At 71.3% G+C, this 23,688-nt stretch carries 18 protein-coding genes; 12 read left to right on the plus strand and 6 right to left on the minus strand.

Annotated elements, in window-relative coordinates; genetic code table 11:
* Positions 1 to 16: 16 nt before the first annotated feature.
* Both nadE and asnB read right to left on the minus strand, forming a co-directional pair.
* Positions 17 to 1,051, minus strand: a complete 1,035-nt coding sequence (gene nadE, locus ACWZJV_RS20140) for an NAD(+) synthase (protein ID WP_457178164.1) — start codon at positions 1,049 to 1,051, stop codon at positions 17 to 19.
* Entirely contained in the window at positions 1,048 to 3,087 is a 2,040-nt protein-coding gene (gene asnB, locus ACWZJV_RS20145; RefSeq protein ID WP_457178166.1) for an asparagine synthase (glutamine-hydrolyzing), read from the minus strand. Before asnB ends, nadE begins: the two co-directional genes overlap by 4 nt.
* Positions 3,088 to 3,267: 180 nt before the next feature.
* Between asnB and ACWZJV_RS20150 the strand changes: the two genes are divergently transcribed.
* The 10 genes from ACWZJV_RS20150 to ACWZJV_RS20195 all read left to right on the plus strand — a co-directional run bounded on the left by ACWZJV_RS20150 (position 3,268) and on the right by ACWZJV_RS20195 (position 16,034).
* Positions 3,268 to 3,537 carry an acyl carrier protein gene (locus ACWZJV_RS20150; protein ID WP_008363568.1) on the plus strand — a complete coding sequence of 90 codons (270 nt, stop codon included), beginning with the start codon at positions 3,268 to 3,270 and terminating at the stop codon, positions 3,535 to 3,537.
* The gene (locus ACWZJV_RS20155) at positions 3,527 to 4,174 is read left to right on the plus strand and encodes a serine O-acetyltransferase (RefSeq protein WP_457178168.1); all 648 of its coding nucleotides are present in this window, start codon (positions 3,527 to 3,529) and stop codon (positions 4,172 to 4,174) included. The genes ACWZJV_RS20150 and ACWZJV_RS20155 overlap by 11 nt, the downstream gene beginning before the upstream one ends.
* Positions 4,171 to 5,019 (plus strand): glycosyltransferase, encoded by an 849-nt coding sequence (locus ACWZJV_RS20160; protein WP_457178170.1) that lies wholly within the window; start codon positions 4,171 to 4,173, stop codon positions 5,017 to 5,019. The genes ACWZJV_RS20155 and ACWZJV_RS20160 overlap by 4 nt, the downstream gene beginning before the upstream one ends.
* 19 nt (positions 5,020 to 5,038) lie before the next feature.
* Complete coding sequence (locus ACWZJV_RS20165; RefSeq protein WP_457178172.1) at positions 5,039 to 9,793, plus strand: DUF4082 domain-containing protein; 4,755 nt, start codon at positions 5,039 to 5,041, stop codon at positions 9,791 to 9,793.
* A gap of 82 nt (positions 9,794 to 9,875) precedes the next feature.
* On the plus strand, positions 9,876 to 10,946 hold the full coding sequence (locus tag ACWZJV_RS20170; RefSeq protein ID WP_196875313.1) for a Gfo/Idh/MocA family protein: 1,071 nt from the start codon (positions 9,876 to 9,878) through the stop codon (positions 10,944 to 10,946).
* Positions 10,943 to 11,947: an NAD-dependent epimerase/dehydratase family protein gene (locus ACWZJV_RS20175; RefSeq protein WP_457178174.1), complete on the plus strand. Its 1,005-nt coding sequence runs from the start codon at positions 10,943 to 10,945 to the stop codon at positions 11,945 to 11,947. Before ACWZJV_RS20170 ends, ACWZJV_RS20175 begins: the two co-directional genes overlap by 4 nt.
* Entirely contained in the window at positions 11,944 to 13,095 is a 1,152-nt protein-coding gene (locus ACWZJV_RS20180; RefSeq protein ID WP_457178176.1) for a DegT/DnrJ/EryC1/StrS family aminotransferase, read from the plus strand. The genes ACWZJV_RS20175 and ACWZJV_RS20180 overlap by 4 nt, the downstream gene beginning before the upstream one ends.
* Positions 13,092 to 13,760 (plus strand): DapH/DapD/GlmU-related protein, encoded by a 669-nt coding sequence (locus tag ACWZJV_RS20185; RefSeq protein WP_457178178.1) that lies wholly within the window; start codon positions 13,092 to 13,094, stop codon positions 13,758 to 13,760. The genes ACWZJV_RS20180 and ACWZJV_RS20185 overlap by 4 nt, the downstream gene beginning before the upstream one ends.
* Positions 13,757 to 14,866, plus strand: a complete 1,110-nt coding sequence (locus ACWZJV_RS20190; protein ID WP_457178180.1) for a DegT/DnrJ/EryC1/StrS family aminotransferase — start codon at positions 13,757 to 13,759, stop codon at positions 14,864 to 14,866. Before ACWZJV_RS20185 ends, ACWZJV_RS20190 begins: the two co-directional genes overlap by 4 nt.
* A 1-nt stretch (position 14,867) precedes the next feature.
* The gene (locus tag ACWZJV_RS20195; RefSeq protein WP_457178182.1) at positions 14,868 to 16,034 is read left to right on the plus strand and encodes a glycosyltransferase; all 1,167 of its coding nucleotides are present in this window, start codon (positions 14,868 to 14,870) and stop codon (positions 16,032 to 16,034) included.
* A 21-nt stretch (positions 16,035 to 16,055) separates the two neighbouring features.
* On the opposite strand, the gene ACWZJV_RS20200 is transcribed toward ACWZJV_RS20195, so the two are convergent.
* Genes ACWZJV_RS20200 through ACWZJV_RS20210 form a run of 3 tightly spaced genes read right to left on the minus strand, consistent with a single transcriptional unit; the run spans position 16,056 to position 19,744 of the window.
* The gene (locus tag ACWZJV_RS20200) at positions 16,056 to 17,618 is read right to left on the minus strand and encodes a hypothetical protein (RefSeq protein WP_457178184.1); all 1,563 of its coding nucleotides are present in this window, start codon (positions 17,616 to 17,618) and stop codon (positions 16,056 to 16,058) included.
* On the minus strand, positions 17,611 to 19,077 hold the full coding sequence (locus ACWZJV_RS20205; RefSeq protein ID WP_457178186.1) for an oligosaccharide flippase family protein: 1,467 nt from the start codon (positions 19,075 to 19,077) through the stop codon (positions 17,611 to 17,613). Before ACWZJV_RS20205 ends, ACWZJV_RS20200 begins: the two co-directional genes overlap by 8 nt.
* Positions 19,070 to 19,744, minus strand: a complete 675-nt coding sequence (locus tag ACWZJV_RS20210) for a hypothetical protein (RefSeq protein ID WP_008363589.1) — start codon at positions 19,742 to 19,744, stop codon at positions 19,070 to 19,072. Before ACWZJV_RS20210 ends, ACWZJV_RS20205 begins: the two co-directional genes overlap by 8 nt.
* Positions 19,745 to 19,864: 120 nt before the next feature.
* On the opposite strand from ACWZJV_RS20210, the gene ACWZJV_RS20215 reads away from it, so the two are divergent.
* Both ACWZJV_RS20215 and ACWZJV_RS20220 read left to right on the plus strand, forming a co-directional pair.
* Positions 19,865 to 20,596 (plus strand): hypothetical protein, encoded by a 732-nt coding sequence (locus ACWZJV_RS20215; RefSeq protein ID WP_457178188.1) that lies wholly within the window; start codon positions 19,865 to 19,867, stop codon positions 20,594 to 20,596.
* A gap of 10 nt (positions 20,597 to 20,606) precedes the next feature.
* A complete protein-coding gene (locus ACWZJV_RS20220; protein WP_008363593.1) occupies positions 20,607 to 21,944 on the plus strand; it encodes an O-antigen ligase family protein in 1,338 nt (445 codons plus the stop codon).
* Between the two features lie 10 nt (positions 21,945 to 21,954).
* On the opposite strand, the gene ACWZJV_RS20225 is transcribed toward ACWZJV_RS20220, so the two are convergent.
* Complete coding sequence (locus tag ACWZJV_RS20225; protein WP_457178190.1) at positions 21,955 to 23,577, minus strand: DUF4082 domain-containing protein; 1,623 nt, start codon at positions 23,575 to 23,577, stop codon at positions 21,955 to 21,957.
* Between the last annotated feature and the right edge of the window lie 111 nt (positions 23,578 to 23,688).

A 23,688-nucleotide genomic window follows, 5' to 3' on the forward strand; every position in this document is an offset into this window, starting at 1 on the left:
CCGCAGCATCGGAGATCTACCCAGGACTGGCGATCTCGGCGACCTCCTCGACGAGCATCGGAGCCGCGTGGAAGTAGGCGGTCGTACGCCGCTTCTGCTCGATGTCGCGGTAGACGCGCTCGACCTGCTCGACCGTGAGCCCGGTCGCCCCGGCGACCGCGGCGGTGGGGACGCCGTTGTTGAGGCCGTAGAGGCACAGGTCCATCCGCTGGTAGGGCAGCGAGAAGTAGAACTCCTCCTGCGACTGCTCCAGCGAGTAGGTGTCGGTGGTGGAGGGCCGCGCCTGGATCTCCTCGGGCACCCCGAGGTGAGCGGCCATCGCGTAGACCTGCGACTTGTAGAGGTGTGCGATCGGCTTCAGGTCGGCGGCACCGTCGCCGAGCTTCACGAAGAAGCCCTGGTCGTACTCGAGCCGGTTGGGGGTGCCGGCGACGGCGTAGTTGAGCCGGTCGGCGTGGAAGTACTCCAGCGCCTTGCGGGCCCGCTGCTTGAAGTTCGTCGCCGCGACGATCTCCAGGTAGGCCTCGGTCGTCAGGCGGTGGGTGCTCTGGGTGCCGTTCGGATCCTCGACGACGACCGAGAACAGCCGGAACGTGTCGGAGTCGACCACGCTGGGGAGCACGATCTTCGACTTCCACCCCGGGCCGTACGCAGGCACGACCCGCCGGATCGCGTCGTCCCGCCGCTGGTAGGCGCCGAGACCGACCAGGACGGGGGAGATGTCCTCGAGCACCGAGTCGATCCCGAGGGACTCGGTCAGCTTCGTGCTGTAGCCGATCGTGTCGTCGGACGACTCCTGCTCGGGCATGTGCAGCGCGAAGACCCGATCCCGGCCGAGCGCCTTGACCGCCAGCGCGGCGACCACGCTGGAGTCGATCCCGCCGGAGACCCCGAGCACGATGCCCTTGCGCTTGTTAGCCACTAGATAGCGGCGGATCGCATCGCCGATCCGGGTCGCCTCCGCCTCCTCGTCGTAGCGGAGCGTCTCCAGTCCGTACGCTGCGTTCTGGCTGGTCGTGGCTGTGCCTGTCATGGCTGGGCTGGTGGTCATGCCGAGGTCCTTCCGGTGGGCTCGAGGCCGGTGGGTTCGAGAGTGGTGTCGAAGACGGTGAGTGGTTCCGGTGGCGCGGCCGCCGGGGCCGCGCCGGTGAGCAGCTCGCTGTGCAGCAGCTGGGTGGACAGGACGGCCACCAGGCGCATGTTGTCGGTGTTGCCGAGGCCGCGGCCCTGCGTCCGCCGGGCCTTCTCCAGCAGCCGCTGGACGAGCTCGGGCCGGAAGACGCCGGCCGCCTCCAGAGCGGCGCCCGAGGTGACGTCGAAGACCCAGTCCGGGGTGCCGCCGGCGAAGAAGGCCGCCGCGTCGGGTGCCCGGTAGGGCTGCTTGGGCCGGCGCAGGATCTCCTCGGGCACCAGGTCGGCGAAGGCCCGCTTGAGCAGGTGCTTCTCGTCCATGCCGTGGATCTTGTGCTCGGCCGGGACCCGGCCGGCGAGCTCGGCGACGTGCGGGTCCAGGAACGGGAACCGGCCCTCGACGGAGTTGCCCATCAGCATGCGGTCGCCCTGGGAGGCCAGGATGTAGCCGGGCAGCAGGGTCGTCATCTCCAGCCACTGGGCGCGCGCCACCGGGTCCCAGGAGGCGGCCGCGGCGGGCATCTGGGCGACCACTCCGTCGGCCGCGCCGCCTGCCGGCACCCGGACCTCCGGACGCAGCATCGACGCCAGCACCGCGCTGGAGTCCCACCGCGGCCGGTGCGACATCGCCAGGTCGTCGGACGAGAGGTTGCGCGAGAAGAAGCTCCGCGCGAACGCCGGCGCCTGGTTGGGGGAGCGGTGCATCCACGGGTAGAGCTGCTCGACCGCCGCCTCGGCGGCCGCCGGGTCGCGCAGCCACAGGTCGCGGATCTTGGCCTCGCGGAAGATGTCGTAGCCACCGAGCACCTCGTCGGCGCCCTCGCCGGTGACGACCACCTTGAAGCCGGCGTCCCGCACGAGCCGGGAGAGCAGGAACATCGGCGCCGGGGCGGTCCGCAGCAGCGGCGACTCGGCGTGGCGTACGACCTCAGGGAAGACGTCGGCGATGTCGCGCTCGCTCACCACGACGTCGTGGTGGACGGTGCCGAGACGCTCGGCCATCAGGGTCTGGAAGCCGCCCTCGTCGAACTCGGCCTCGGCGAACCGCAGCGAGAACGTGTGCAGCGGCGCCGAGGTGCTGCGTACGACCCTGCCGGATGCGATCGCGCCGGCCGTGACCGCGGAGTCGATCCCGCCGGAGAGGTACGCCGCCACCGGCACGTCGCTGCGCTCGAACCGCAGCCGGGTGGCCGCCATCAGTGTCGTACGCAGCGCCTCGGCGTTGGCCTCCAGGTCGGTGAGCTCCTCGGCCCCCGCCGGCGGGAACGAGGGCGCCCAGTAGCGCTGCTCGACCTCCACGCCGCGACCGTGCCCGTCACGAACGATCAGGTAGGAGCCCGGCGGCACCTGGGAGATCTGCCGGAAGACCGTGCGCGGCGCGACCGCCGACCACAGCGTCAGCACCTGGTCGAGCCCGACCGGGTCGAGCTCGCGCGGGACGTCGGGGGAGGCGTAGAGCGCCTTCACCTCGGAGGCGAAGAGCAGCTGCCCCGCGACGCGCGTGTAGAAGAGCGGGCGGACGCCGAAGCGGTCGCGGGAGAGCACGAGCGAGTCCGTCCGGCGGTCCCAGATCGCCAGCGCCCACTGGCCGTTGAACCGCTCGAAGCAGCCCGGCCCCCACTCCTCCCAGGCGTGCACGATGACCTCGGTGTCCGAGCGGGTGTCGAAGACGTGGCCGCGGGCGCGGAGCTGGGCGGCCAGCTCGACGTGGTTGAAGATCTCGCCGTTGAAGGTGACCCAGATCTGCCCGTTCTCGCGGCAGGAGCGGCCGGTCATCGGCTGGGTGCCGCCGGCCGTGTCCACGATCGCCAGCCGGGTGTGGCCGAGCGCGACCCGCTCGTCGCGGTAGTAGCCGCTGCCGTCGGGTCCGCGGTGGGCCAGGCTGCCCAGCATCCGTCGCACGAGGGCAGGCTCAGGCGACTCGGTGCTGCTCAGCACCCCACAGATCCCGCACATGGCGCTCCTCGATCGATCCCGGACGGTGCCCGAAGAGTTGCCCGCGAAGTCCTGCCGGGGCGCCGGGATGGGGGCGTTTATCACCCAATGTCGGCATCTCCGGGCCTGATTTCGGCTCCCGACCCTCTTCGGCTGACAGAACGGGAGGGCATTCGTAGACGTTCGTAGACAGGAGATGTGATGGCGGACGTACAGAGCACGATCGAAGGCTTCATCCTGGACAGCCTGCTGCTGGGTGACGAGACCCGGCTGCCCGGGCCGACCGAGTCGCTGGTCGAGTCGGGCGTCATCGACTCGACCGGGATCCTGGAGCTCATCGAGTTCCTCGAGGCGGAGTTCGAGATCTCCGTCGACGAGGCCGAGACCGTGCCCGAGAACCTCGACGGCGTCGCCAACCTGGTGGCGTACGTCGGCCGGAAGACGTCAGAGGCACAGAGCCTTGCTAGTTGACGGAGCCCGTGACACAGGCGACTTCGAGGTCGACCTGGCCAAGATGTACGCGATCGTCCTCGACGGTCCGCGTACATCCTGGCTGTCCAGGCTGCGGTTCTGGCTCTTCGACTACGAGCTGCACTGCGTCGCCTGCTACCGCTTCGGACGCTGGGCGTCCCGGCTGCGCACCCGCAACCGTCTGCTCGGCGTGCTGGCGCTGGGCGTCTACTGGTTCTGGAACCGGCGCAACATCCGCGTCCACCACACCGACATCTTCCGGCGCGCCGACATCGGGCCCGGGCTGCTGCTCATGCACCGCTCGGGGATCATCGTCGGCCCGGCCGTGGTCGGCAGCAACTGCGTGCTCCACCAGAACGTGACCATCGGCCAGCGCATCGCCGACGGCGACCTGGGCGTGCCGAGGATCGGCGACGACGTCTGGATCGGTCCCGGTGCGGTGATCACGGGCGCGATCACGGTCGGCGACGGCTGCACGATCTCCGCCGGGACGGTGCTGTCCAAGGACGTCCCGCCGCACAGCCTCGTCGGCGGCAACCCCGGCCGGGTCATCGCCAAGGACTACGACAACAGCAACATGATCAACTACGTGATCGCCGACTCCGGCGGCTCGGCCGGCGGGGTGCGAGCGTCATGATCGCGAGCGTCGTGGTGCCGGCGCACAACGAGGCCCGGGGGCTGTCGGAGAACCTGACGGCCCTGCTCGACGGCCTCCCCTACGGGGCCCTCGACGTCGTGGTCGTGTGCAACGGCTGCACCGACGACACCGCCGCGGTCGCGCGGTCGGTCCCCGGCGTACGCGTCCTGGAGATCGCGGAGGCCTCCAAGGCGCGCGCGGTCGAGGTCGGCAACGCCGCGGCGGACGCCCCGCAGAACACGCACCTCCCGCGGCTCCACCTGGACGCCGACGTACGTCTCACCGGCACCGACCTGCTCCGGCTGCTCGACGCGCTCGACGAGGACGGCGTGCTCGCGGTCGCCCCCGAGCGGACGGTGCCGCTGGCGGCGTCGTCCTGGCCCGTCCGCGCCTACTACCGGGTGTGGCAGGCCCTCCCGAGCGTACGCAGCGGCCTGTTCGGCCGCGGAGCCTTCTGCCTCACCGCCGAGGGCCGGGCCCGGGTCGCCGCCGCCGGCACGAGCCTGATGAACGACGACCTGGTGGTCTCCGAGCTCTTCGCACCCGCCGAGCGCCGTGTCGTCGCCGACGCGACCGTGGTCGTTCGGCCGCCTCGTACTTTGAAAGACCTGGTCAGGCGCAGGATCCGCGTCGTGACCGGCAACGCTCAAGCCGATGACCACGGCGCTCGGAACGGATCCACCTCGCTCTCGGACCTGCTTGTGCTCGGGCTGCGTAAGCCTGCGATCGGACTTCGGGTTCCGGTCTTCATGACAGTCACCCTCGTCGCCCGGATGCTCTCCCGCAGAGCTGTCCGGACCGGCGACTACACCACCTGGTTACGCGACGAGAGCTCGCGAGCCTGATCCGAGAAGGAGCACGACTGTGAAGCTGCGAACGGGACTGGCCGCGTTGCTCGGAGTTGTTCTTGTCACCCCTGTCATCTCGCTCGTCACTGCGTCCAGCGCAAGTGCCGACCCGTGCGGTCCGGAGGGCAACGAGATCGCCTGTGAGAACAGCAAACCCGGTAATCCGTCGAGCGAATGGGGCATCACCGGCGCAGGCGACGACTCGATCCAGGGGTTCGCGACCGACATCAGCGTCGATGCCGGCAACCGGATCGACTTCAAGGTCGACACCGACGCCTCGGCCTACACGATCACGATCTACCGGATCGGCTACTACGGCGGTGACGGCGCCCGCAGGATCACCTCGGTGACGCCGTCGGCGAACCTGCCGCAGAACCAGCCCAACTGCTATCGCGACACCACCACCGAGATCACCGACTGCGGCAACTGGGGGGTCTCGGCGTCCTGGAACGTGCCGGCGACCGCGGTCTCGGGGGTCTACATCGCCAAGCTGGACCGTGCCGACACCAACGAGTCGAGCCACATCACCTTCATCGTCCGCGACGACGACAGCAACTCCGACGTGGTCTTCCAGACCTCCGACACCACCTGGCAGGCCTACAACAACTACGGCGGCTCGAGCTTCTACGTCGGCGGCGGGAACGGCCGGGCCTACAAGCTCAGCTACAACCGTCCGTTCGCGACCCGCTCCGGCGGCACCTCCCACGACTTCTTCTTCGCCAACGAGTACCCGGCGGTGCGGTTCCTGGAGCGCAACGGCTACGACGTCAGCTACATGTCCGGGATCGACACCGATCGCTACGGCTCGCTGCTCACCAACCACAAGACCTTCCTGAGCGTGGGACACGACGAGTACTGGAGCGGGCGGCAGCGCGCGAACGTCGAGGCCGCCCGCGACGCCGGCGTCAACCTGCAGTTCCTCAGCGGCAACGAGGTCTACTGGCGGACCCGCTACGAGGCGTCGAAGGACGGCACCAACACGCCCTACCGGACCCTGGTCACCTACAAGGAGTCCTGGGCGCAGCAGAAGCTCGATCCGACCGCGGAGTCGACCGGCACCTGGCGCGACCCGCGCTACGCGCCGAAGTCCCAGGGCGGTGGGCTGCCGGAGAACTCGCTGACCGGCACCATCTTCATGTCCAACCTGACCGACCTCCCGGTGACGGTGAAGAAGTCCCAGGGCGGGCTGCGGCTGTGGCGCAACACCGGGCTGGCCTCGATGACCGCCGACCAGACCGAGCTGGCCCCGCACACGGTGGGCTACGAGTCCGACGAGGACCAGGACAACGGCTTCCGGCCGCCCGGCACGATCCGGCTGTCGGAGACCACCGGGTTCATCCCGGGTCAGTACATGCGCGACTTCGGGCGGACCACGGGCGACGGCACCACGACCCACTCGCTCACGCTCTACCGGGCCGCCAGCGGCGCTCTGGTCTTCGGCGCCGGGTCGGTCCAGTGGACCTGGGGCCTCGACTCCGAGCATGACAACCCGTACCACGACGAGACCGCCGACCGGCGGATGCAGCAGGCGCAGGTCAACCTGCTGGCCGACATGGGTGCCCAGCCGACCACGCTGATGACCGGCCTGAACGCTGCCACCAAGTCGACCGACACGACCGGACCGACGGTCGCCATCACCTCGCCCACGGCCGGATCGACCCAGCCCAACGGCACCAAGGTGACGCTCACCGGCACCGCCGTCGACACGGGCGGTGGCGTGGTCGCGGGGGTCGAGTACTCCCTCGACGACGGCACCTCGTGGCACCCCGCCACCGGGACGACCGCCTGGTCGGTGACGTACGTCCAGCCGGGGGTCGGCAGCACGCCGATACGGGTCCGCGCCGTCGACGACAGCGCCAACATCGGCGCCTCTGCGACCAGGAGCTTCAACGTCACCTGCCCGTGCAGCATCCTCGGCCAGCGGGAGGTGCCGACGACCTGGAACGCCGTCACCAGCCCGGCGACCCCGTCGGCCAACGACGGCGGTGCCGCCGAGCTCGGCCTGCGCTTCACGCCCCAGGCAGACGGGTACGTCGCGGGCGTCCGCTTCTTCAAGGGCGCCGGCAACACCGGCACCCACGTCGGCTCGCTGTGGAGCAGCAGCGGCGAGCGGCTGGCCCAGGTCACCTTCACCAACGAGTCCAGCGGAGGCTGGCAGTCGGCGACGTTCAGCCAGCCGGTCGCGGTCGCCGCGGGGGCGAGGTACACCGTCTCCTACACGGCTCCGGCCGGTCACTACGCCGTGGCGCCGTGGGCCTTCGCGGCGAAGGGGTTCGAGGCGTATCCGTTCGAGGTGGAGGGCGGCTACGGCGCCGCACCCGCCGGGGTCTACGCGAACGCGGGACAGTTCCCTGCGAGCTCCTACCAGAACCCGAACTACTTCGTGGACGTGCTGTTCACGACCACCGACGACTCGCCGCTGACCGCCACCAACCAGTGGCCGCTGGCCGGCTCCTCCTCGGTGCCGCGCAACACCACGGTGAGCGCCAGGTTCACCAAGCCGGTGGTCGCCTCGACCGTCGGGCTGCGGCTGACCGACTCCGTCGGCAACCAGGTGGCCGGGTCGACGGCCTACGACTCGATGACCAGGACGGTGACCTTCACCCCGTCGGCCAACCTCGCCGGGTTCGTCACCTACACCGCCACGCTCTCGGGGCAGGACAGCGGTGGGACGGCCATCTCGACCGGGAAGACCTGGTCGTTCCGTACGGCCAAGCCGCCGGCGGCGGCAGGGGTCTGCCCGTGCTCGCTCTATGACGAGGACGCCACCCCGACGGTCCTCCAGGACCCGGAGAACGCCCAGCTCACCCTGGGTGTCCGGTTCCGGGCCGACGTGGCCGGCACTGTCACCGGGGTGAAGTTCTACAAGGGCGTCAACAACGCCGCCCCGCACACCGGCACCCTGTGGTCGGCCAACGGCGCCGTGCTCGCCCAGGGCACCTTCACCGACGAGTCGACGACCGGCTGGCAGACGCTGACCTTCGCCGAGCCGGTGCAGATCCAGGCGAACACCGACTACATCGCCTCCTACCGCACCAACGGCTACTACTCGGCCACCCCGAACGCCTTCGCCTCGTCCGACCTGTCGAAGCCGCCGCTGCGGGTGACCTCGACGGCCGGGGCGTACGCCTACGGCACGGGCTTCCCGGCGGCCACCTCGCCGTCGAGCTACATGGTCGACGTGGTCTTCGAGAAGGGCGCGCCGACGATCACGATGACCTCGCGTAGCCCGGTTCCCGGGGCGGTCGAGGTGGCACGCGGGACCAACGTGGTGGCGTCGTTCTCCTCGGCGATCAACTCGGGCTACACGGTGTCGGTGACCTCGGGAGGCCAGCCGGTCCAGGGGACGACGACGCTCGGCAACTCCGGGACGACGCTCACCTTCGACCCCACGTCTCTGCTGCCCGCGGCCGCGGATGTGACGGTCACGATCAGCGGGGTCACCTCGACCGAGGGGGCCAGTCTGCCCACGCAGACGTGGACGTTCCGGACCAGATCGGCGGAGACACCCGACAGCCAGACGCTCTTCGGTGACGTCGTGCCCGCGATCGAGGCCCAGGACGACGCCTCTCCGGTCGAGGTCGGGACGGTGTTCAGTCCCACCCGTGACGGGCGGGTGACCGCGATCCGGTTCTACAAGGGGGCCGGCAACGGTGGCACCCATGTCGGGTCGCTGTGGAACATGGCCGGCCAGCGGCTCGCCCAGGTGACCTTCACCAACGAGACCGCCTCCGGCTGGCAGCAGGCCACGCTGTCCAGTCCGGTCGAGGTGCAGGCAGGGGTGTCGTACATGGTCTCCTACCTGGCGCCGCAGGGGCACTATGCGACCACGTCGCAGTTCTTCGCGACCGCCTACTCCGCCGGTGACCTGACCGCTCCGGCCGGCACCAACGGGCGCTATCTCTACGGTGCCGCCGGTGGCTTCCCGCAGTACTCGTTCGGGTCGACGAACTACTTCGCCGATGTCGTCTTCCAGCGCGCGGGCCCGACGATCTCGGTCACCGGGCAGGACCCGGGGCCGGGTGCGACCGAGGTGGCGACGTCGGTCAACCCGTCGATCACGTTCTCGGCCGCGATCGCGAGCGGCTGGAACATGTCGGTCACGGCCAACGGGTCCGCGGTCGCTGGCTCGGCGGCGCTGAGCAGCGACGGACGTACGCTGCGCTTCACCCCGTCGGCGGCGCTGCCGGCCGGGGCGACGGTGTCGGTGACGGTCTCGGGGGTGGTCTCGACCGACGGGGCGAACCTGCCGACGCAGACCTGGTCGTTCACCACGGTCCCGCCGGTCGTCACAGAGGTCTCGCTGTTCACCGGCGTCACCCCGCAGAACGCGTCGACGTTCGACCTGATGCCGATCGAGGTCGGCACCGCGTTCACCACCTCGGTGGCGGGCTCGGTGACGGCGATCCGGTTCTACAAGGGCAGCGGAAACACCGGCACCCACGTCGGCTCGCTGTGGAACGCGGCCGGCACCCGGATCGCCCAGGTGACCTTCACCAACGAGACCGCGACCGGCTGGCAGCAGGCCACGTTGGCGACGCCGGTGGCGCTCACGCCGGGAGCGGTGTACGTCGTGTCCTACTACGCCCCCAACGGGCGCTACTCGTCCACCCCCGCCGCACTCACGCAGTCGCGGACGGTCGGCCCGCTGACGGCTCCGGGCGGAGCCAACGGCCGGTATCGGTACGGGACCGGAGGGGGGCTCCCGAACCGATCCTGGAACTCCACGAACTACTTCGTGGACGTGAGGTTCCGCCCGGCGTCCCCGTAGGCCGGGCGAGCGGTCCCTAATTGGGGGGATAGGTGGGGCGAGGCTCTTCGGAGCCTCGCCCCACGCCGATTTCATGGTCGACATGACTGATGGGGAACCGCTCGGCGTGGCAGTGGTCGGGGCCGGTTACTGGGGACCGAACCTGGTCCGCAACTTCCGGAACGCACGGGACTGGTCGCTGGTCGCGGTGGTCGACCTGGACCTCGAGCGGGCCCAGGAGGTGATCGGGGGCGGCTCCGACGTGCTGGCCACGACCGACCTCGACGAGGTGCTCGCACGCGAGGACGTGGACGCGGTCGCGATCGCCACCCCCGCCCGGACGCACCGAGGGCTGGTGGAGCGGGCGCTGCGCGCCGGGAAGCACGTGCTGGTCGAGAAGCCGCTGGCCGACGACGTGGAGTCGGGACGGAGCATGGTCGAGGCCGCGCGGGCCAACGGTCTCGTGCTGATGGCCGACCACACCTACTGCTACACGCCGGTCGTGCAGAAGATCCGCGAGCTGGTCGAGGACGGCTCTCTCGGCGAGATCCTGTTCGTCGACTCGGTGCGGATCAACCTCGGCCTGGTGCAGCCCGACGTCGACGTCTTCTGGGACCTGGCCCCGCACGACCTCTCGATCCTCGACTTCGTCCTGCCGGGTGGGCTGCGCCCCACCGGCGTGGCCGCCCAGGGCTCCGACCCGCTGGGTGCCGGGAAGGCGTGCGTCGGCTATCTCACCCTGCCGCTGGAGGGCGGGGCGATGGCCCACGTCCACGTCAACTGGCTCAGCCCCACCAAGATCAGGCAGATGGTGATCGGCGGGAGCCGGCGTACGTTGGTCTGGGACGACCTCAACCCCCAGCAACGGCTCAGCGTCTTCGACCGCGGCGTCGACCTGGTCCAGCAGAGCGTCGACATCGCCGACCGCGCCGCCGCGACGATCTCCTACCGCCTGGGTGACACCTGGGCGCCGGCGCTGCCCGAGTACGAGGCGCTCTCCCGGATGGTCGGCGAGTTCGCCGAGGCGATCCGGGGCGGGCGTGCGCCGGTCACCGACGGGGCCGCCGGGCTCCGTGTCCTCTCCGTCCTGGAGGCGGCCCAGACCAGCCTCCGAGCCCGTGGCGCCCTCGTCGAGGTGGCCGCCGAGACCCCTTCCCTGGAGCTGATCCGATGACTTCTCTGCACGGTGCGAACGTCCTGGTCACCGGAGGTGCGGGCACGATCGCCTCCACCATCGTGGACCAGCTCCTCGACGAAGGGGTCGCGCACGTCGACGTCCTCGACAACCTGATCCGGGGCCGCAAGGCCAACCTCGACGACGCGCTCGCCTCCGGCCGGGTCACGCTCGTCGAGGGCGACATCCGTGACCGCGACCTCGTCGGCGACCTCACCGCCGGCAAGGACCTGGTCTTCCACCAGGCCGCCATCCGGATCACGCTGTGCGCCGAGGAGCCGCGGCTGGCCAACGAGGTGCTGGTCGACGGCACCTTCAACGTCGTCGAGGCCGCGGTCTCCGCGGGCGTCTCGAAGCTGGTCTACGCGTCCTCCGCCTCGGTCTTCGGCCTGGCCGGGGAGTTCCCGACGCCCGAGGGTCACCACCACAACAACAACGACACCCTCTACGGCGCCGCGAAGTCCTACAACGAGGGGCTGGTGCGGTCCTTCCGGGCGATGTACGGGCTCGACTACGTCGGGCTGCGCTACTTCAACGTCTACGGGCCGCGGATGGACGTGCACGGCGCCTACACCGAGGTGCTGGTGCGCTGGATGGAGCGGATCGCCGACGGCCAGCCGCCGCTGATCTTCGGCGACGGCCGGCAGACGATGGACTTCGTCTGCGTCCCCGACATCGCCCGCGCCAACATCCTCGCGGCCGCCTCCGACGTGACCGAGGGCGTCTACAACATCGCCTCCGGCACCGAGACCTCGCTGCTCGAGCTGGCCGAGGCGCTGCTGCGGGTGATGGGCGCCTCCGGCCTGCAGGTCGAGCACGGGCCCGAGCGTGCGGTCAACGGGGTCACCCGCCGGCTCGCCTCGATCTCCGCGGCCCGCGAGGACCTGGGCTGGACGCCCACGATCGGGCTCGAGGAGGGGCTGCGGCAGCTGGTGGAGTGGTGGCGACCGCTGCGCTCCGAGATCGCGGCCGGGCGGGCTCTGCAGGGCGGTCCGTCGTGAGTCGGATCAACGTGATGCAGCCCTGGCTGGGCGAGGAGGAGATCGCCGCGGTCACCGAGGTGCTCCGCTCCGGCTGGGTCGCCCAGGGGCCGCGCGTGGCGGAGTTCGAGCGCCGCTTCGCGGCCTCGCAGCAGGCCGATCACGCCGTCGCCACCTCGAGCTGCACGACGGCGCTCCAGCTGGCGCTGGTCGTCGCCGGAGTACGTCCCGGGGACGACGTCGTCGTCCCGTCCTTCTCCTTCATCGCGACCGCCAACGCGGTGGTCTACCTCGGTGCGAGGCCGGTCTTCGCCGACGTCTCGGCGGTGACCGGGAACCTCACCGCGGAGACGGTTCGGGAGGCGCTCACGCCACGGACCACGGCGGTGATCGTCGTCGACCAGGGCGGGGTGCCGGTCGACCTGGACGCGATCCGGGAGGTCTGCGACCCGCTCGGCATCGTGGTGATCGAGGACGCGGCCTGCGGGGCCGGTTCGACCTACCGCGGCCGCCCCGTCGGCGCCGGCGCCGAGATCGCGGCCTGGTCCTTCCACCCGCGCAAGATCCTCACCACCGGCGAGGGCGGGATGCTCACCACCTCGCGGGAGGACTGGGCCGCGCGGGCACGGAAGCTGCGGGAGCACGCGATGAGCGTCTCGGCCGCCGATCGCCACGCCAGCCTGGTCTCGCCGCCGGAGTCCTACGACGAGGTCGGCTTCAACTTCCGGATGACCGACCTGCAGGCCGCGGTCGGCCTGGTGCAGCTCTCCCGGCTGCCGGAGGTGGTCGCCCGCCGCCGTGAGCTCGCCGCGGTCTACGCGAAGGCGGTCGCCGAGATCGAGGGGCTGCGCGCGGTCGCGGACCCGGCCTGGGGGACCTGCAACTTCCAGTCGTTCTGGATCGAGGTCATCTCGACAAGCTCGATACAACGCGGCTCGGCGTACGGCCTGGACCGAGAGGGGCTGCTGAGCGCTCTGGCCGAGGCCGGGATCTCCGCGCGGCGCGGGATCATGGCGGCGCACCGGCAGCCTGCGTACGCCTCCTCGGGTGTCAGCCTCCCGGTCACCGAGCACCTCACCGACACCACCCTCATCCTGCCGCTCTTCCACCAGATATCGGACTCGGAGCAGGCGCGGGTCATCGACGTACTCCGGGGGGAACGTCGATGACCGCGCTCGTTCTCGTCGCCGCGAGCGGGTTGGCGGGCGAGGTCGCCGCGGCGGCCGCGTCCAACGAGTTCCGCTACGACGAGATCGTCGCCGTCGACGACAACCGCGAGCGCTGGGGCGAGGTGATCGGCTCCGTCGACGGTGCCGGCGGGGCCAAGGTGATCGGCCCGGTCGAGGTCGTCGCCGACTGCGGTGCTGACCTGGTGCTCTGTGCCGGGGCGGGCGCGACGCGTCGTCGCCTCGCCGAGCGGCTGAGCGGCTACGGGGTCGCACCGGAGCGCTACGCGACCGTCGTCCACCCCTCGGCGTCCGTACCGACGGGCTGCGAGCTCGGCGCCGGCACCGTGCTGCTCGCCGGGGTCGTGCTGACCGCCGGCGTACGCGTCGGGCGCCATGTCGTGGTGATGCCCAACGTCGTCCTCACCCACGACGACATCGTCGGCGACTACGCCACCCTCTGCGCCGGGGTCACCCTCGGCGGCGAGGTCGTGATCGGCGAGGCCGCCTATCTCGGGATGAGCTCCTCGGTGCGTCAGCGCACCACCGTCGGAGCCGACTCCGTCCTCGGCATGGGAGCGGTCCTGCTCAACGACCTGCCCGCCGGGGAGACCTGGGCCGGAGTGCCCGCCCGCAGTCTCAATTCACGTCAGGAGCTGATCTGGTGAAGGTGCCGTTCGTCGACCTCGGGGCGCAGCAGTCGGAGATAGAGGACGAGGTACGCCTCGGGCTGGACCGCGTCTTCGAGCGCACCGCCTTCGTGGGCGGGCCCGAGGTGACCGCCTTCGAGAACGCCTACGCGGCCTACGTCGGCGTCGACCACTGCGTCGGCGTCGGCAACGGGACCGACGCGCTCGAGCTGGCCATGCGAGCCGTCGGCGTGCGGCCCGGCGGGGAGGTGATCGTGCCCGCGAACACCTTCATCGCGACCGCCGAGGCGGCCACCCGGATCGGCGCCGTGCCCGTCCCGGTCGATGTGGACGAGTCGCACCTGCTGATCGACCCGGTCGCGGTCGAGCGGGCGATCACGCCCCGCACGCAGGCGATCGCGCCGGTGCACCTGTTCGGGCAGACCGCGTTCGTGGAGCAGCTGCTCCCGCTCGCCGAGGCCGCGGGGATCGCGGTGATCGAGGACGCCGCGCAGTCCCAGGGCGCCCGGCGCCACGGCCGTCCGGCCGGCTCGCTCACCACCGTCGCCGCGACCAGCTTCTACCCGGGCAAGAACCTCGGCGCCGCCGGCGACGCGGGTGCCGTGACGACCTCCGACCCGGAGATCGCCCGCATGGTCCGGCTGCTCTCGGCGCACGGCTCGGAGACCAAGTACGTCCACGAGGTCGCCGGGATGAACTCCCGCCTCGACACCGTCCAGGCCGTCGTGCTCTCCGCCAAGCTGGCCCGCCTGGAGAAGTGGAACGAGCTGCGCCGCCAGGCGGCCGACCGCTACCACCGTCTTCTCGACGGCATCCCCGGCATCCGCCTGCCCGAGTCCGCGCCGGGCAACGTCGACGTCTGGCACCTCTACGTCGTCCGGGTCGCCGACCGCGACCGGGTGCTGTCGGCGCTGCTGGACGCCGGCGTCGGCGCCGGGATCCACTATCCGTTCCCGGTGCATCTGACGGCTGCGTACGCCTCGCTGGGGTTCGGCGAGGGCTCCTTCCCGGTCGCGGAGCGGGCGGCGGGCACGATCCTGTCGCTGCCGATGTTCCCGCACCTGAGCCCGGAACAGCAGGAGTACGTCGCCGACGTACTCACCGCGGCGGTGAGGCATGGGTGAGGTGCGTACACCGGTATCGATCGTCTGCGTCTACAACGACCCGGCGGTGCTGGAGTCGTGTCTGGAGGCCTCGGTCAAGGCCGGCCCGGACGCATCGCGGCAGACCGAGGTGATCCCCGTCGACAACGTCTCGGGCGACTTCGCGAGCGCCGGCGCGGCGCTGAACCACGGCGCCCGGATGGCACGCAACGAGGTCGTCGTCTTCGTCCACCAGGACGTCTACCTGCACTCGCTGCCCGCGCTCGAGGCCGCCGCCGCGACCCTCCTCGCCGACCCGGCGATCGGGGTGCTGGGCGCCGTCGGGGTCAGCCACCGCGGCGAGGTCATCGGCGCGATGCGTGACCGGGTCGTCCCGCTCGGCCGCTCGACCTCGATCCCGGTCGACGTCGACTCGCTCGACGAGGTGCTCTTCATGGTCACCCGGTCCCAGGTGCTGCGCGAGCCGCTCTCGGAGTCGCCCGACCTGGCCTGGCACGCGTACGCCGTCGAGTACTGCCTCCGGATGCGAGCCTCCGGCCGTCGTGCCGCCGCCGTCGACATCCCGCTGACCCACAACAGCATGACCACCAACCTCGCCCGCCTCGACGTCGCCCACCGCAGCGTCGGCCACACCTACGCGGGCCTGGCGCCGGTGCGTACGACCTGCGGGATCGTCGGCGGTGAGCACGGCGCCACGTCCTGGCCGGTCCGGCGCGCCCGTGGCGCGCGTCGGTTCCTGGGGGAGTCGGTCCGCGCCCGCCGGGTGACGCGCTCGCTCCGCCGGGTCTCCCGGCCCGCTCGTGGCCAGGTGGTGCTCGCCGACATCCGGCTGCTCGTCGACGACGTCGCCCGCCTCGCCGGCAGCTCCTCGATCCGCGTCGTCGACCCCTCCCGCGACGGCACCGTCGGTGAGGCCGAGGGCCTCGAGCGCAACGGCGTCCCCTTCTCCGCCGCCACCCTCCGCTGGCCCGGTGTCGTCGCCGCCGTTGCCGCCACCGCCCCCGGCGAGCTCCTGCTCGTCTCCGGCCTGCGGTCCGAGGAGATCGCCCCCCTCGCCGCCACCACGACCGCGCCCTACGTCGTCGGCCTCGCCCGTGACACCGGCCTGTGGCTCCTCGTCGGCGTCGAGCCTGCCGTGCTCGCGTCGCTGTGGAGCCGGCCGCGCAACCGGGCGTTCTTCGTGGGGTGAGCTCGGGGCAGGGTTACCCGGTCAGCCGGGTATCACGTCACGCCGGCGCCGCAACCGCGACCGCACCGCCGCAGCGGCCCACTCGGGGGCGAGGTCGCGGACGCGGCCGGCGCCGCCGCGGCGGGTCTGGCGCCACATCGAGATCCGGTCGGTGAGGGGCATCGCGCCGAGGAGACCGGCGGTGATGTCGGCGGAGGTGCGGCTGAACGGGTTGGTCGCCTGGACGGAGACGGTGAGCAGGTCGAGGTGGCCGCGGCCGCGGACGGGGGCGAGCAGGTCGTCGTCGAGCCGTTGCGACATCCGGTAGAGCGACTCGGCGTCGGCGACCCAGCCGGGGCCGGTGTGGCACTCGAGGATCGCCTGGGCGGTGGCGGTGCCGCGGGTGACCCGCTCGCGCGGGCGGCGGACGAGGTCGATGAGGGTGTCGCGCAGCTGGTCGGGGGTCTTCGGTCGCAGCATCAGGTGGTCGATCCCGGGGGAGTCGGAGCCCCACACCGCGCACGCGGGCCGGTGCCCGCGGAAGGTCACCACCGGGTTGGCGAGGCCGCCCGACTCCAGCAGCGAGGTGAGCCCGGCGAACGGGAAGGAGTCGAGGTAGACGTCGGCGGCGTGGTGGAGCGGGGCCACGTCGGACAGCATGCCGACGGCCTGGATCCGCCCTGACGTACGCCGCGCCAGCCCCGCCCACGGCTCCGACTCCGGGTCCGGGCCGGCGACCCGCCACTGCAGCCGGGGCTCGGCGGCCACGGCGGCCTCGACGGCCGCGAGGTAGGTGTCGCCGCCCTTGAACTTGCTCGCGTCGGCCGCGGTCACGACCAGCACGTCGGAGGCCGGTACGCGCCACTGCGGCTTCGCCGTCTCGCGCCGCTTGGTCCGCCCCCGGACGGCCAGCGGGCGGTTGCGCACCAGGGACCGCGCCATCGGCAGGCCACGGCGGTGCAGGGCGAGATCCTGGCCGCTGCGGCGCAGGTGGACGATGCGGTCGTAGGCCCGCACGCCGACCCAGAAGACGTGGTCGGTGTTGTCGATGTAGACCACCGGGGGCAGGCCGCGGCGGTCGGCGAACGCCAGTGCGGGGACGACGTCGAAGGGATGGCAGTGGGAGACCACCAGATCGGCGGTGGAGGCCAGCGCGCGCAGCCGCGCGGCGCGGTGCAGCAGCGACCCCGGCGCAGTGTCGAGCATGGTCAGGCCGACCCGGTCCCCGAGCCGGGAGAGGATCTTGGCCGGCACCGGCGAGGTCATGTGCCGGGTGGCGACGATCTCGTGGGAGCGGTCGGCGAGCTGGTCGGTCCAGCCGGCGATGATCTGGGTGTGGCCGCCGCTCTGGTACATCTGCGTGACGACGTGCAGCGTGCGCGGCCCGCGGACCGGCGACGACGCTGAGGGCAGTGAGCCGCCGAGGTCGCTCAGCAGCAGCTCGAGAGGCTCGTACGCGAACCAGCCGGTGTGGTTGCCCCAGGCGAACTCCGCCGCAGCCTGGGCCAGTGCGGCCGCGCGCTGCGGCCGTCGCTTCCCGGCGGCTGCTGCGGCTGCGTACATCTCCTCCAGGGTGGCGTGGTTGTCGTCGAGACGGTCAGACATGCACGTCCTCGCTCCGGGGATCGGTGGGGGTCTCGGTGGGGGAGCCGGCTCCGGAGCGGAACCAGCGGACGTCCTCGCGGCGTCGGCGCAGCAGCACCGCCCAGACGGCGGCGAGCACCAGGCCGGTGACCACGCAGGTCACCCAGACCGACGGCTGTGCGGCCCGCAGCCCGAACGCCGCCGCCCAGACGGCGACAGCGCCGAGGGCGGGCAGGGCGGCACCGGCGGCGAGGCCGGCGAGCCCGACCCCGGCCCGGGCGAGGTAGAAGAGGTGCAGCGGCAGGATGACGACGAGCCCCACCGCGAACGCGGCCAGACCGACCCCGCCCACGCCGGCCCAGGCTGCCCCTGCGAGCAGTGCCGGCACCAGCGCGACCAGCCAGACGATCTGGATCGTCATCAGGCTGCGCGTCGAGCCGGCGATGACCAGAAAGTCGTAGGCGAGCTCGAAGGAGATCCTCAGCACGGCCAGCGCGCCGAGCCAGAGGAGTGGCGCGGCAGCCGCCAGCCAGACCTGACCGTAGACCAGCCGGATCACCTCCGGTGCCAGCGCGGCCAGCGCCGAGCAGCCCGGGAGCGTCACGGTCAGCACCAGCGCGGAGAGCCGGGAGAAGGCGTGCTGCATCCCCTCGGGGTCGCGCTGCAGCCGGGAGAAGATCACCGGTGTGACCTGCCGCAACGGCCGCGACAGCATGGTGACCGGCCAGCTGGAGAGGTTGAAGGCGACCACGTAGAACCCGAGCGCGGTCGCGCCGAGCGCGCTGCCGATGACGATCTGGTCGGCGAACCCCACCGCGAAGACCAGGATGCTGGTCACCGCGAGCGGCGTGCCGAAGCGGAGCAGCGCGACCGCGTGCGACCGGGAGAGCCCCAGGCGCCACGGCAGCGGCGACATCCGCAGGAACATCACGGTGGTCACGCACACGCCCAGAAGATGCCCGAGAACCAGCGAGAACGGGCCCGCGCCGGCCAGTGCGAGGCCGAGCATGACCGGCACCGCCACGAGGGTGGCCATCTGGTCGATGAGCATCCGCTTGCCCTGCATCAGGTTGCGCTGCAGCAGCGCCGCGGGGGTCGCGGTGATCCCGCTGAGCACCACCGGGACGGCGAAGAGAGCCACCAGCACGGCCGCGTCCGGTTCGCCCATCGCCCGCGCGTAGGGGCCGGCACCGATCACCATCCCGGCGGCGATGAGCACGCTCGCGACGACCGAGATGGTGGTGACCGTCGGCGCGATCTCGCGCGGGTCGTCCTTCCAGCGCACCACCGCGAGGCTCACCCCGAGCTCGTTGAAGCTGAGCACGGCCATCAGGGCGAGGAAAGCGACGGCGTAGGTGCCGTAGCTCTCCGGCCCGAGCAGCCGGGCGACGAGGATGCCGACGACCATCGTGCCGAGCTTCGTCACGGCGGTGTTCGCGATGCTCCAGGCGAGCGCGGTGTGCGGGCGGGCGTCAGACAACGTCGGGCTCCGTGAGGGTCTCGGCGCGGCGCTCACGGCGCCGCAGCAGGATCGGGTCGATGCGTACGACCAGGTAGAGGGTCGCGGCGGCGCCGAGCATCCCGGAGACGACGAAGGCCCGCCGCGAGCTGCCGCCGACGGGGTAGACGACGGTCGAGCCGGGCGCCTCCTTGGTGGTCATCCGGAAGGCGCGGGCCACCTTGTACTCGTCCTGCACCCGGTCCAGCGCGGCCGCCATCTCCTCGACCAGCTGCTCCTTACGGGTCCGGACGGTCTCCGGGTCCGGGCCGACGACCTCGATGATCAGCCACTGGTCGACATAGTTGGGCGCCCACTGGCCGCCGGTGTCGGGCAGCCGGACGGTCCACCCGTCGCGTACGCCCATCCCGATCAGCCCCGCGTCGGTGGCCGTGAACTTCGGGACCTGCCGGGTGCCGGTGACGAGCTTGCCGACCACGCCGGCGGTGATCACCAGGTCCTCGGAGGTCGCCCGCAGCGCGTTGGGGTACTGCGCGTTCTTCGGCGCCAGGAAGACCAGGTCCGTACGCGTCCAGTAGATGCTCCGGTCCTGGCCGGCGTAGTTGGCGACGGCGAGCGTGATGATCGCGCCGACCACGACGAACGGCCATCGCCGGACCATCGCCCGCAGCAGGTCCCACAGCGCCATGCTCCGAACGCTAGGTCGGGTGGGGCGAGGTCCGTGCAGGTCAGCGGGGTCATCGCCCAAATCGGGTAGGACCCCGGCGAGGTCTGCTCGGGCCGCCCGACGATGGGTACGTTCGTGGCCATGGTGTTGTCGGAGTTCGTCGGTGCGATCCGGCGGCGCTGGTATCTCGCGGTGGTCGGCATCCTGCTGACCGGTGTGCTCGGCTGGAGCGCATCGGCCTTCGTGGCGCCGTCCTACACCGCCCGTGGCCTGGTCCTGATGCTTCCCTCGAAGAACGCGGTCGGCCCCGGTGGCAACCCGTTCCTGGGGCTCGGCGGGCTCGACCTGCCGGCCCGGGTCGTGGTCGCCTACTACACCAGCGCGCCCGCGCAGGAGGCGATCGCGGAGGTCACCCCGGGCGCCGCGGTCACGGTCTCGATGGAGGAGTCGACGCGGGGGCCGGTGATCGCGATCGACGTGAGTGCCGACAGCGAGGCCAACGCCATCGAGGCGCTCAACTTCGTCGCCGACTCGATCCCGGAGACGCTCGGCCGTCTCCAGGACGAGGTCAACGCGAAGGGCAACGCCCGGCTGCGCTCGCGACCGCTCGCGCTGGACGAGACGGCGGCGATCGACGGCAGCGGGCCGCTGCGGGCCCGGATCATGGCGGTCGTGCTCGGTATCGCGATGACCGCGGTGCTGATCTATGCGATCGACGGGATCGCGCTGCGCCGCCGCTTGGCTCGCGAGGAGCGGGCCGCGTCGCTGGCCGCCCAGGACGTCGTCGACGACGACCCCGACCTGGACGACCGGGCCGACCAGGACGACCGGCTCGACCGCGACGACCACGTCGTCCAGCGCCTCCACGGCTGAGGCCGGAACGATGGCCGTACGCCGTGGTGTCGATGCGGTGACGTGGCTGAGCCTCTACACGTTCGCCGTCTTCGTGATCCCCTCGTGGCTGGTCTTCCGGCCGCTGGGCAGCGCCGGGTCGGTCTCGATGCTGATGGGCCTGGGCAGCTTCGCGATCTGGGTGCTGCTGAGCATCGGGCGGCCGCTGCCGGAGAACCGGCCCCGGCAACCGATGCGGCTGATGCTGGGGCTGTTCCTGTTCAGCGTCGGGATCACCTACGTCATCGCGATGTCGCGCCCGATCAGCCGCGACGAGGTGAGCCCGGCCGACGTCGCGATCCTGGCGATGGTCTCCTGGGTGGGCACGCTGCTGCTGGCCGGCGACGCCATCCCGAGCATCGCCAGGGTCCACGTGCTGGTGTGGCGGCTGGTCGTGGGCGGCAGCTTCCTCGCGGTCCTCGGCCTGGCCCAGTTCTTCGCCCGGCAGGTCTTCGTCGACCGGATCTCGATCCCGGTCCTGACCCCGATGACGACCGTCGAGCTGGCGATGCGCAACGGCCTCGTACGTCCTGCCGGGACGGCCCTGAGCCCGATCGAGTACGGCACGCTCATGGGCATGCTGCTGCCGGTCGCGCTCCACGTCGGCTTCCACCACCGCAACCTCAACCCGCTCGTACGCTGGGCCCCGGTCATGCTGATCTGCATGGTCATCGCGGCCTCCTCGAGCCGGTCGGCCTACCTCGGTGCGGCCATCGCGGTGATGGTCTGCATGATCGGCTGGTCGCGCAAGCAGCGCGGGCTGGTGCTGGGGCTCGCGGTCGGCGGTCTGTCGCTGGTGTTCCTGGCCGCGCCGCGGATCATCAACTCGGTGACCGGCATGTTCGTCGGCGCCGAGCAGGACCCCAGCGTCACCTCCCGCACCGACAGCTACGGGGTGGCCTGGTTCTTCGTCGACCGCAACCCGTTCTTCGGGCGGGGGCTGGGGACGTTCCTGCCGAAGTACCGCATCTTCGACAACCAGTACCTGCAGATGATGGTGAGCATCGGGATCGTCGGCGTGCTCCTGTTCGCGGCCTTCGTGATCGCGACGTTCATCCAGCTCGCCCGGGTCTATCGCGCCTGCGAGGACCCGAAGACGCGCGACCTGGTCATCTCGCTCATCGGTGCCGCGGCCGCCGGCTTCGCCGGACTGGCCTTCTTCGACGCGTTCGCCTTCCCGATGACGATGGGCACCATCTTCCTGGTGCTCGGGCTGGGGAGCGCGGTCACCCGGCTGGTGCTCACGGCGCCACCGGAGCGCACCGAGGTGCGCACCGAGGTGCGCACCGGCGCCCGGGGCGAGGTGTCGCAGAGCGTACGTCCCGGGTGACCCGCCCCGCTCAGGTCGTGCAGGGCAGGTTGCGCACCACGACCGGCTGGCCGGCGGAGTTCAGCGTCGCGGTCGCCGCCTGCCACTGGGTGATCAGGCTGCACCGGACGTCGAGCGGCCCGAAGACCCAGCTCCGGTCGACCACGTACAGGTTCCTCACGCTGCCCGGCGTGCCCAGCCGGAACGGGTAGCCGCCGCCGCTCACGACCAGGCCGTCGATGTCGACGGAGGTGTTGTCCTGGTCGGGGTAGAAGAACGGGGCGGTGCCGCCACAGTTGTTGGTGTCGACGAAGTCGATCACCGTCTTCCGGACGGTGAGCGCTCCGCCGCCGTAGCCCTGGATGCCGTCGCCGTGCCAGTCGGTGCAGACGTCGGGGGAGACGACACGTACGTAGGAGTCGTAGATCCCGACGCCGCCGCACGCCGACCTCCCCTGGGCACGGAAGCCCTCCGGAACGCCGTCGATGAGGACGTTGCGGGCCGTGTAGCCGCCCGAGGTGACCGCCGGCCACGCTTCGTCCGTCGTCGGGGCCGCGCCGCGGACGATCTCGGAGTCCTCGATGACGAGACCGGTCGCGCAGGTGGCGCTGGTGTAGTTGGCGATCACCGAGCCGACCGCCTGCACCCGGCGCAGGGTCACGTTCCTGGCGGTGACGTTGATCGTCCCGTTCGTGACCCGCAGGTCCTCGACGACGGCGCCCGGTGTGTTGATCGTGTACGTCCCGGTCACCGACCGCTTCGGCTGCCAGCCGTCCGGCAGCCCGGCCGAGGCGCGGGTCGGGAAGCCACCGGAGGGAGGGGCGGAGGTCGGCGAGGGGGCGGCGGTCGTCGGAGCGCTGCTCGGGGAGCTCGGGGAGGCCGACGGGGCTGTCGGCGTGCTCGCCGGAGCGGTCGGGCCGGCGCTCGTCGAGGGGCTGGGGCTCAGGGTGGGAGGTGCGCCGGACGGCGTCGGGCTGCCGGACGGCGACGGTGAGGTCGTCGGCTCCTCGTCAGAGCCGGTCGGCCGCACGACGACGTCGACCTGGTAGTTGGTGGCCCGGTACGTCGAGCGCGGGAACTCACCCGGCTCGTAGGTGTAGACGCCCGCGTTCGTCCCGGCCGACAGCGGACCGTTGCTGATCGAACGGTCGAAGAAGTACTCGTCGGTCGAGTAATGACCTCGGGGTGCGGTGTACGAGACGACGTAGGAGCGGCCGGGCTCGAGACGGATCGGCCGGTCGAGCTCGGCGACCTTCAGGCCCTCCCCGGCGGCGCCGCCGACCTGGACGCGGGCGAGCGGGACGCCTCCTTCCGACCACAGGGTCGCCGGGTGCGGGCCGTGGTTGTGCGGGCCCAGGTAGACCTGGACCGCGACCGCCTCGACGGGCCGGGAGGTCCGGAACCGCAGCCCGAGCTCGACCGGCCGGGAGTCGGGATCCGTCAGCACCGTCGGGACCGCGTCGTCGGGGAGAAGGCTGAGCGTCTCCGGGTGAGCGGTCGCCGGTCCGAACGTCCAGAGCGCACCCCCGGTGATGAGGGTGACCAGGACGCTGACGACGGCGGTACGTCGCCACCGGGTGGTCCTGCGGGAGTCGTGGGGAGGTCGGTCGATCCGTCGTCGATGCGTGCTCGGGGGCATGCTGTGCGAGGGCATGAATGCACCTGTTCGTATGGGATACCGGCAACGGCATCGACACTACGTTTGAACCTTGCCGAACAGGCACCCCCAAAACTCGGTATATCTGGCCGGTTTCGAGGGCGTGGA

The sequence above is a fragment of the Nocardioides sp. WG-D5 genome (assembly GCF_054031175.1).

Coding starts and splice junctions, on each gene's coding strand:
- nadE (WP_457178164.1), bottom strand. CDS start 1,051: ATGACCACCAGCCCAGCCATGACAGGCACAGCCACGACCAGCCAGAAC.
- asnB (WP_457178166.1), bottom strand. CDS start 3,087: ATGTGCGGGATCTGTGGGGTGCTGAGCAGCACCGAGTCGCCTGAGCCT.
- ACWZJV_RS20150 (WP_008363568.1), top strand. CDS start 3,268: ATGGCGGACGTACAGAGCACGATCGAAGGCTTCATCCTGGACAGCCTG.
- ACWZJV_RS20160 (WP_457178170.1), top strand. CDS start 4,171: ATGATCGCGAGCGTCGTGGTGCCGGCGCACAACGAGGCCCGGGGGCTG.
- ACWZJV_RS20170 (WP_196875313.1), top strand. CDS start 9,876: ATGACTGATGGGGAACCGCTCGGCGTGGCAGTGGTCGGGGCCGGTTAC.
- ACWZJV_RS20175 (WP_457178174.1), top strand. CDS start 10,943: ATGACTTCTCTGCACGGTGCGAACGTCCTGGTCACCGGAGGTGCGGGC.
- ACWZJV_RS20185 (WP_457178178.1), top strand. CDS start 13,092: ATGACCGCGCTCGTTCTCGTCGCCGCGAGCGGGTTGGCGGGCGAGGTC.
- ACWZJV_RS20200 (WP_457178184.1), bottom strand. CDS start 17,618: ATGTCTGACCGTCTCGACGACAACCACGCCACCCTGGAGGAGATGTAC.
- ACWZJV_RS20210 (WP_008363589.1), bottom strand. CDS start 19,744: ATGGCGCTGTGGGACCTGCTGCGGGCGATGGTCCGGCGATGGCCGTTC.
- ACWZJV_RS20215 (WP_457178188.1), top strand. CDS start 19,865: ATGGTGTTGTCGGAGTTCGTCGGTGCGATCCGGCGGCGCTGGTATCTC.
- ACWZJV_RS20220 (WP_008363593.1), top strand. CDS start 20,607: ATGGCCGTACGCCGTGGTGTCGATGCGGTGACGTGGCTGAGCCTCTAC.
- ACWZJV_RS20225 (WP_457178190.1), bottom strand. CDS start 23,577: ATGCCCTCGCACAGCATGCCCCCGAGCACGCATCGACGACGGATCGAC.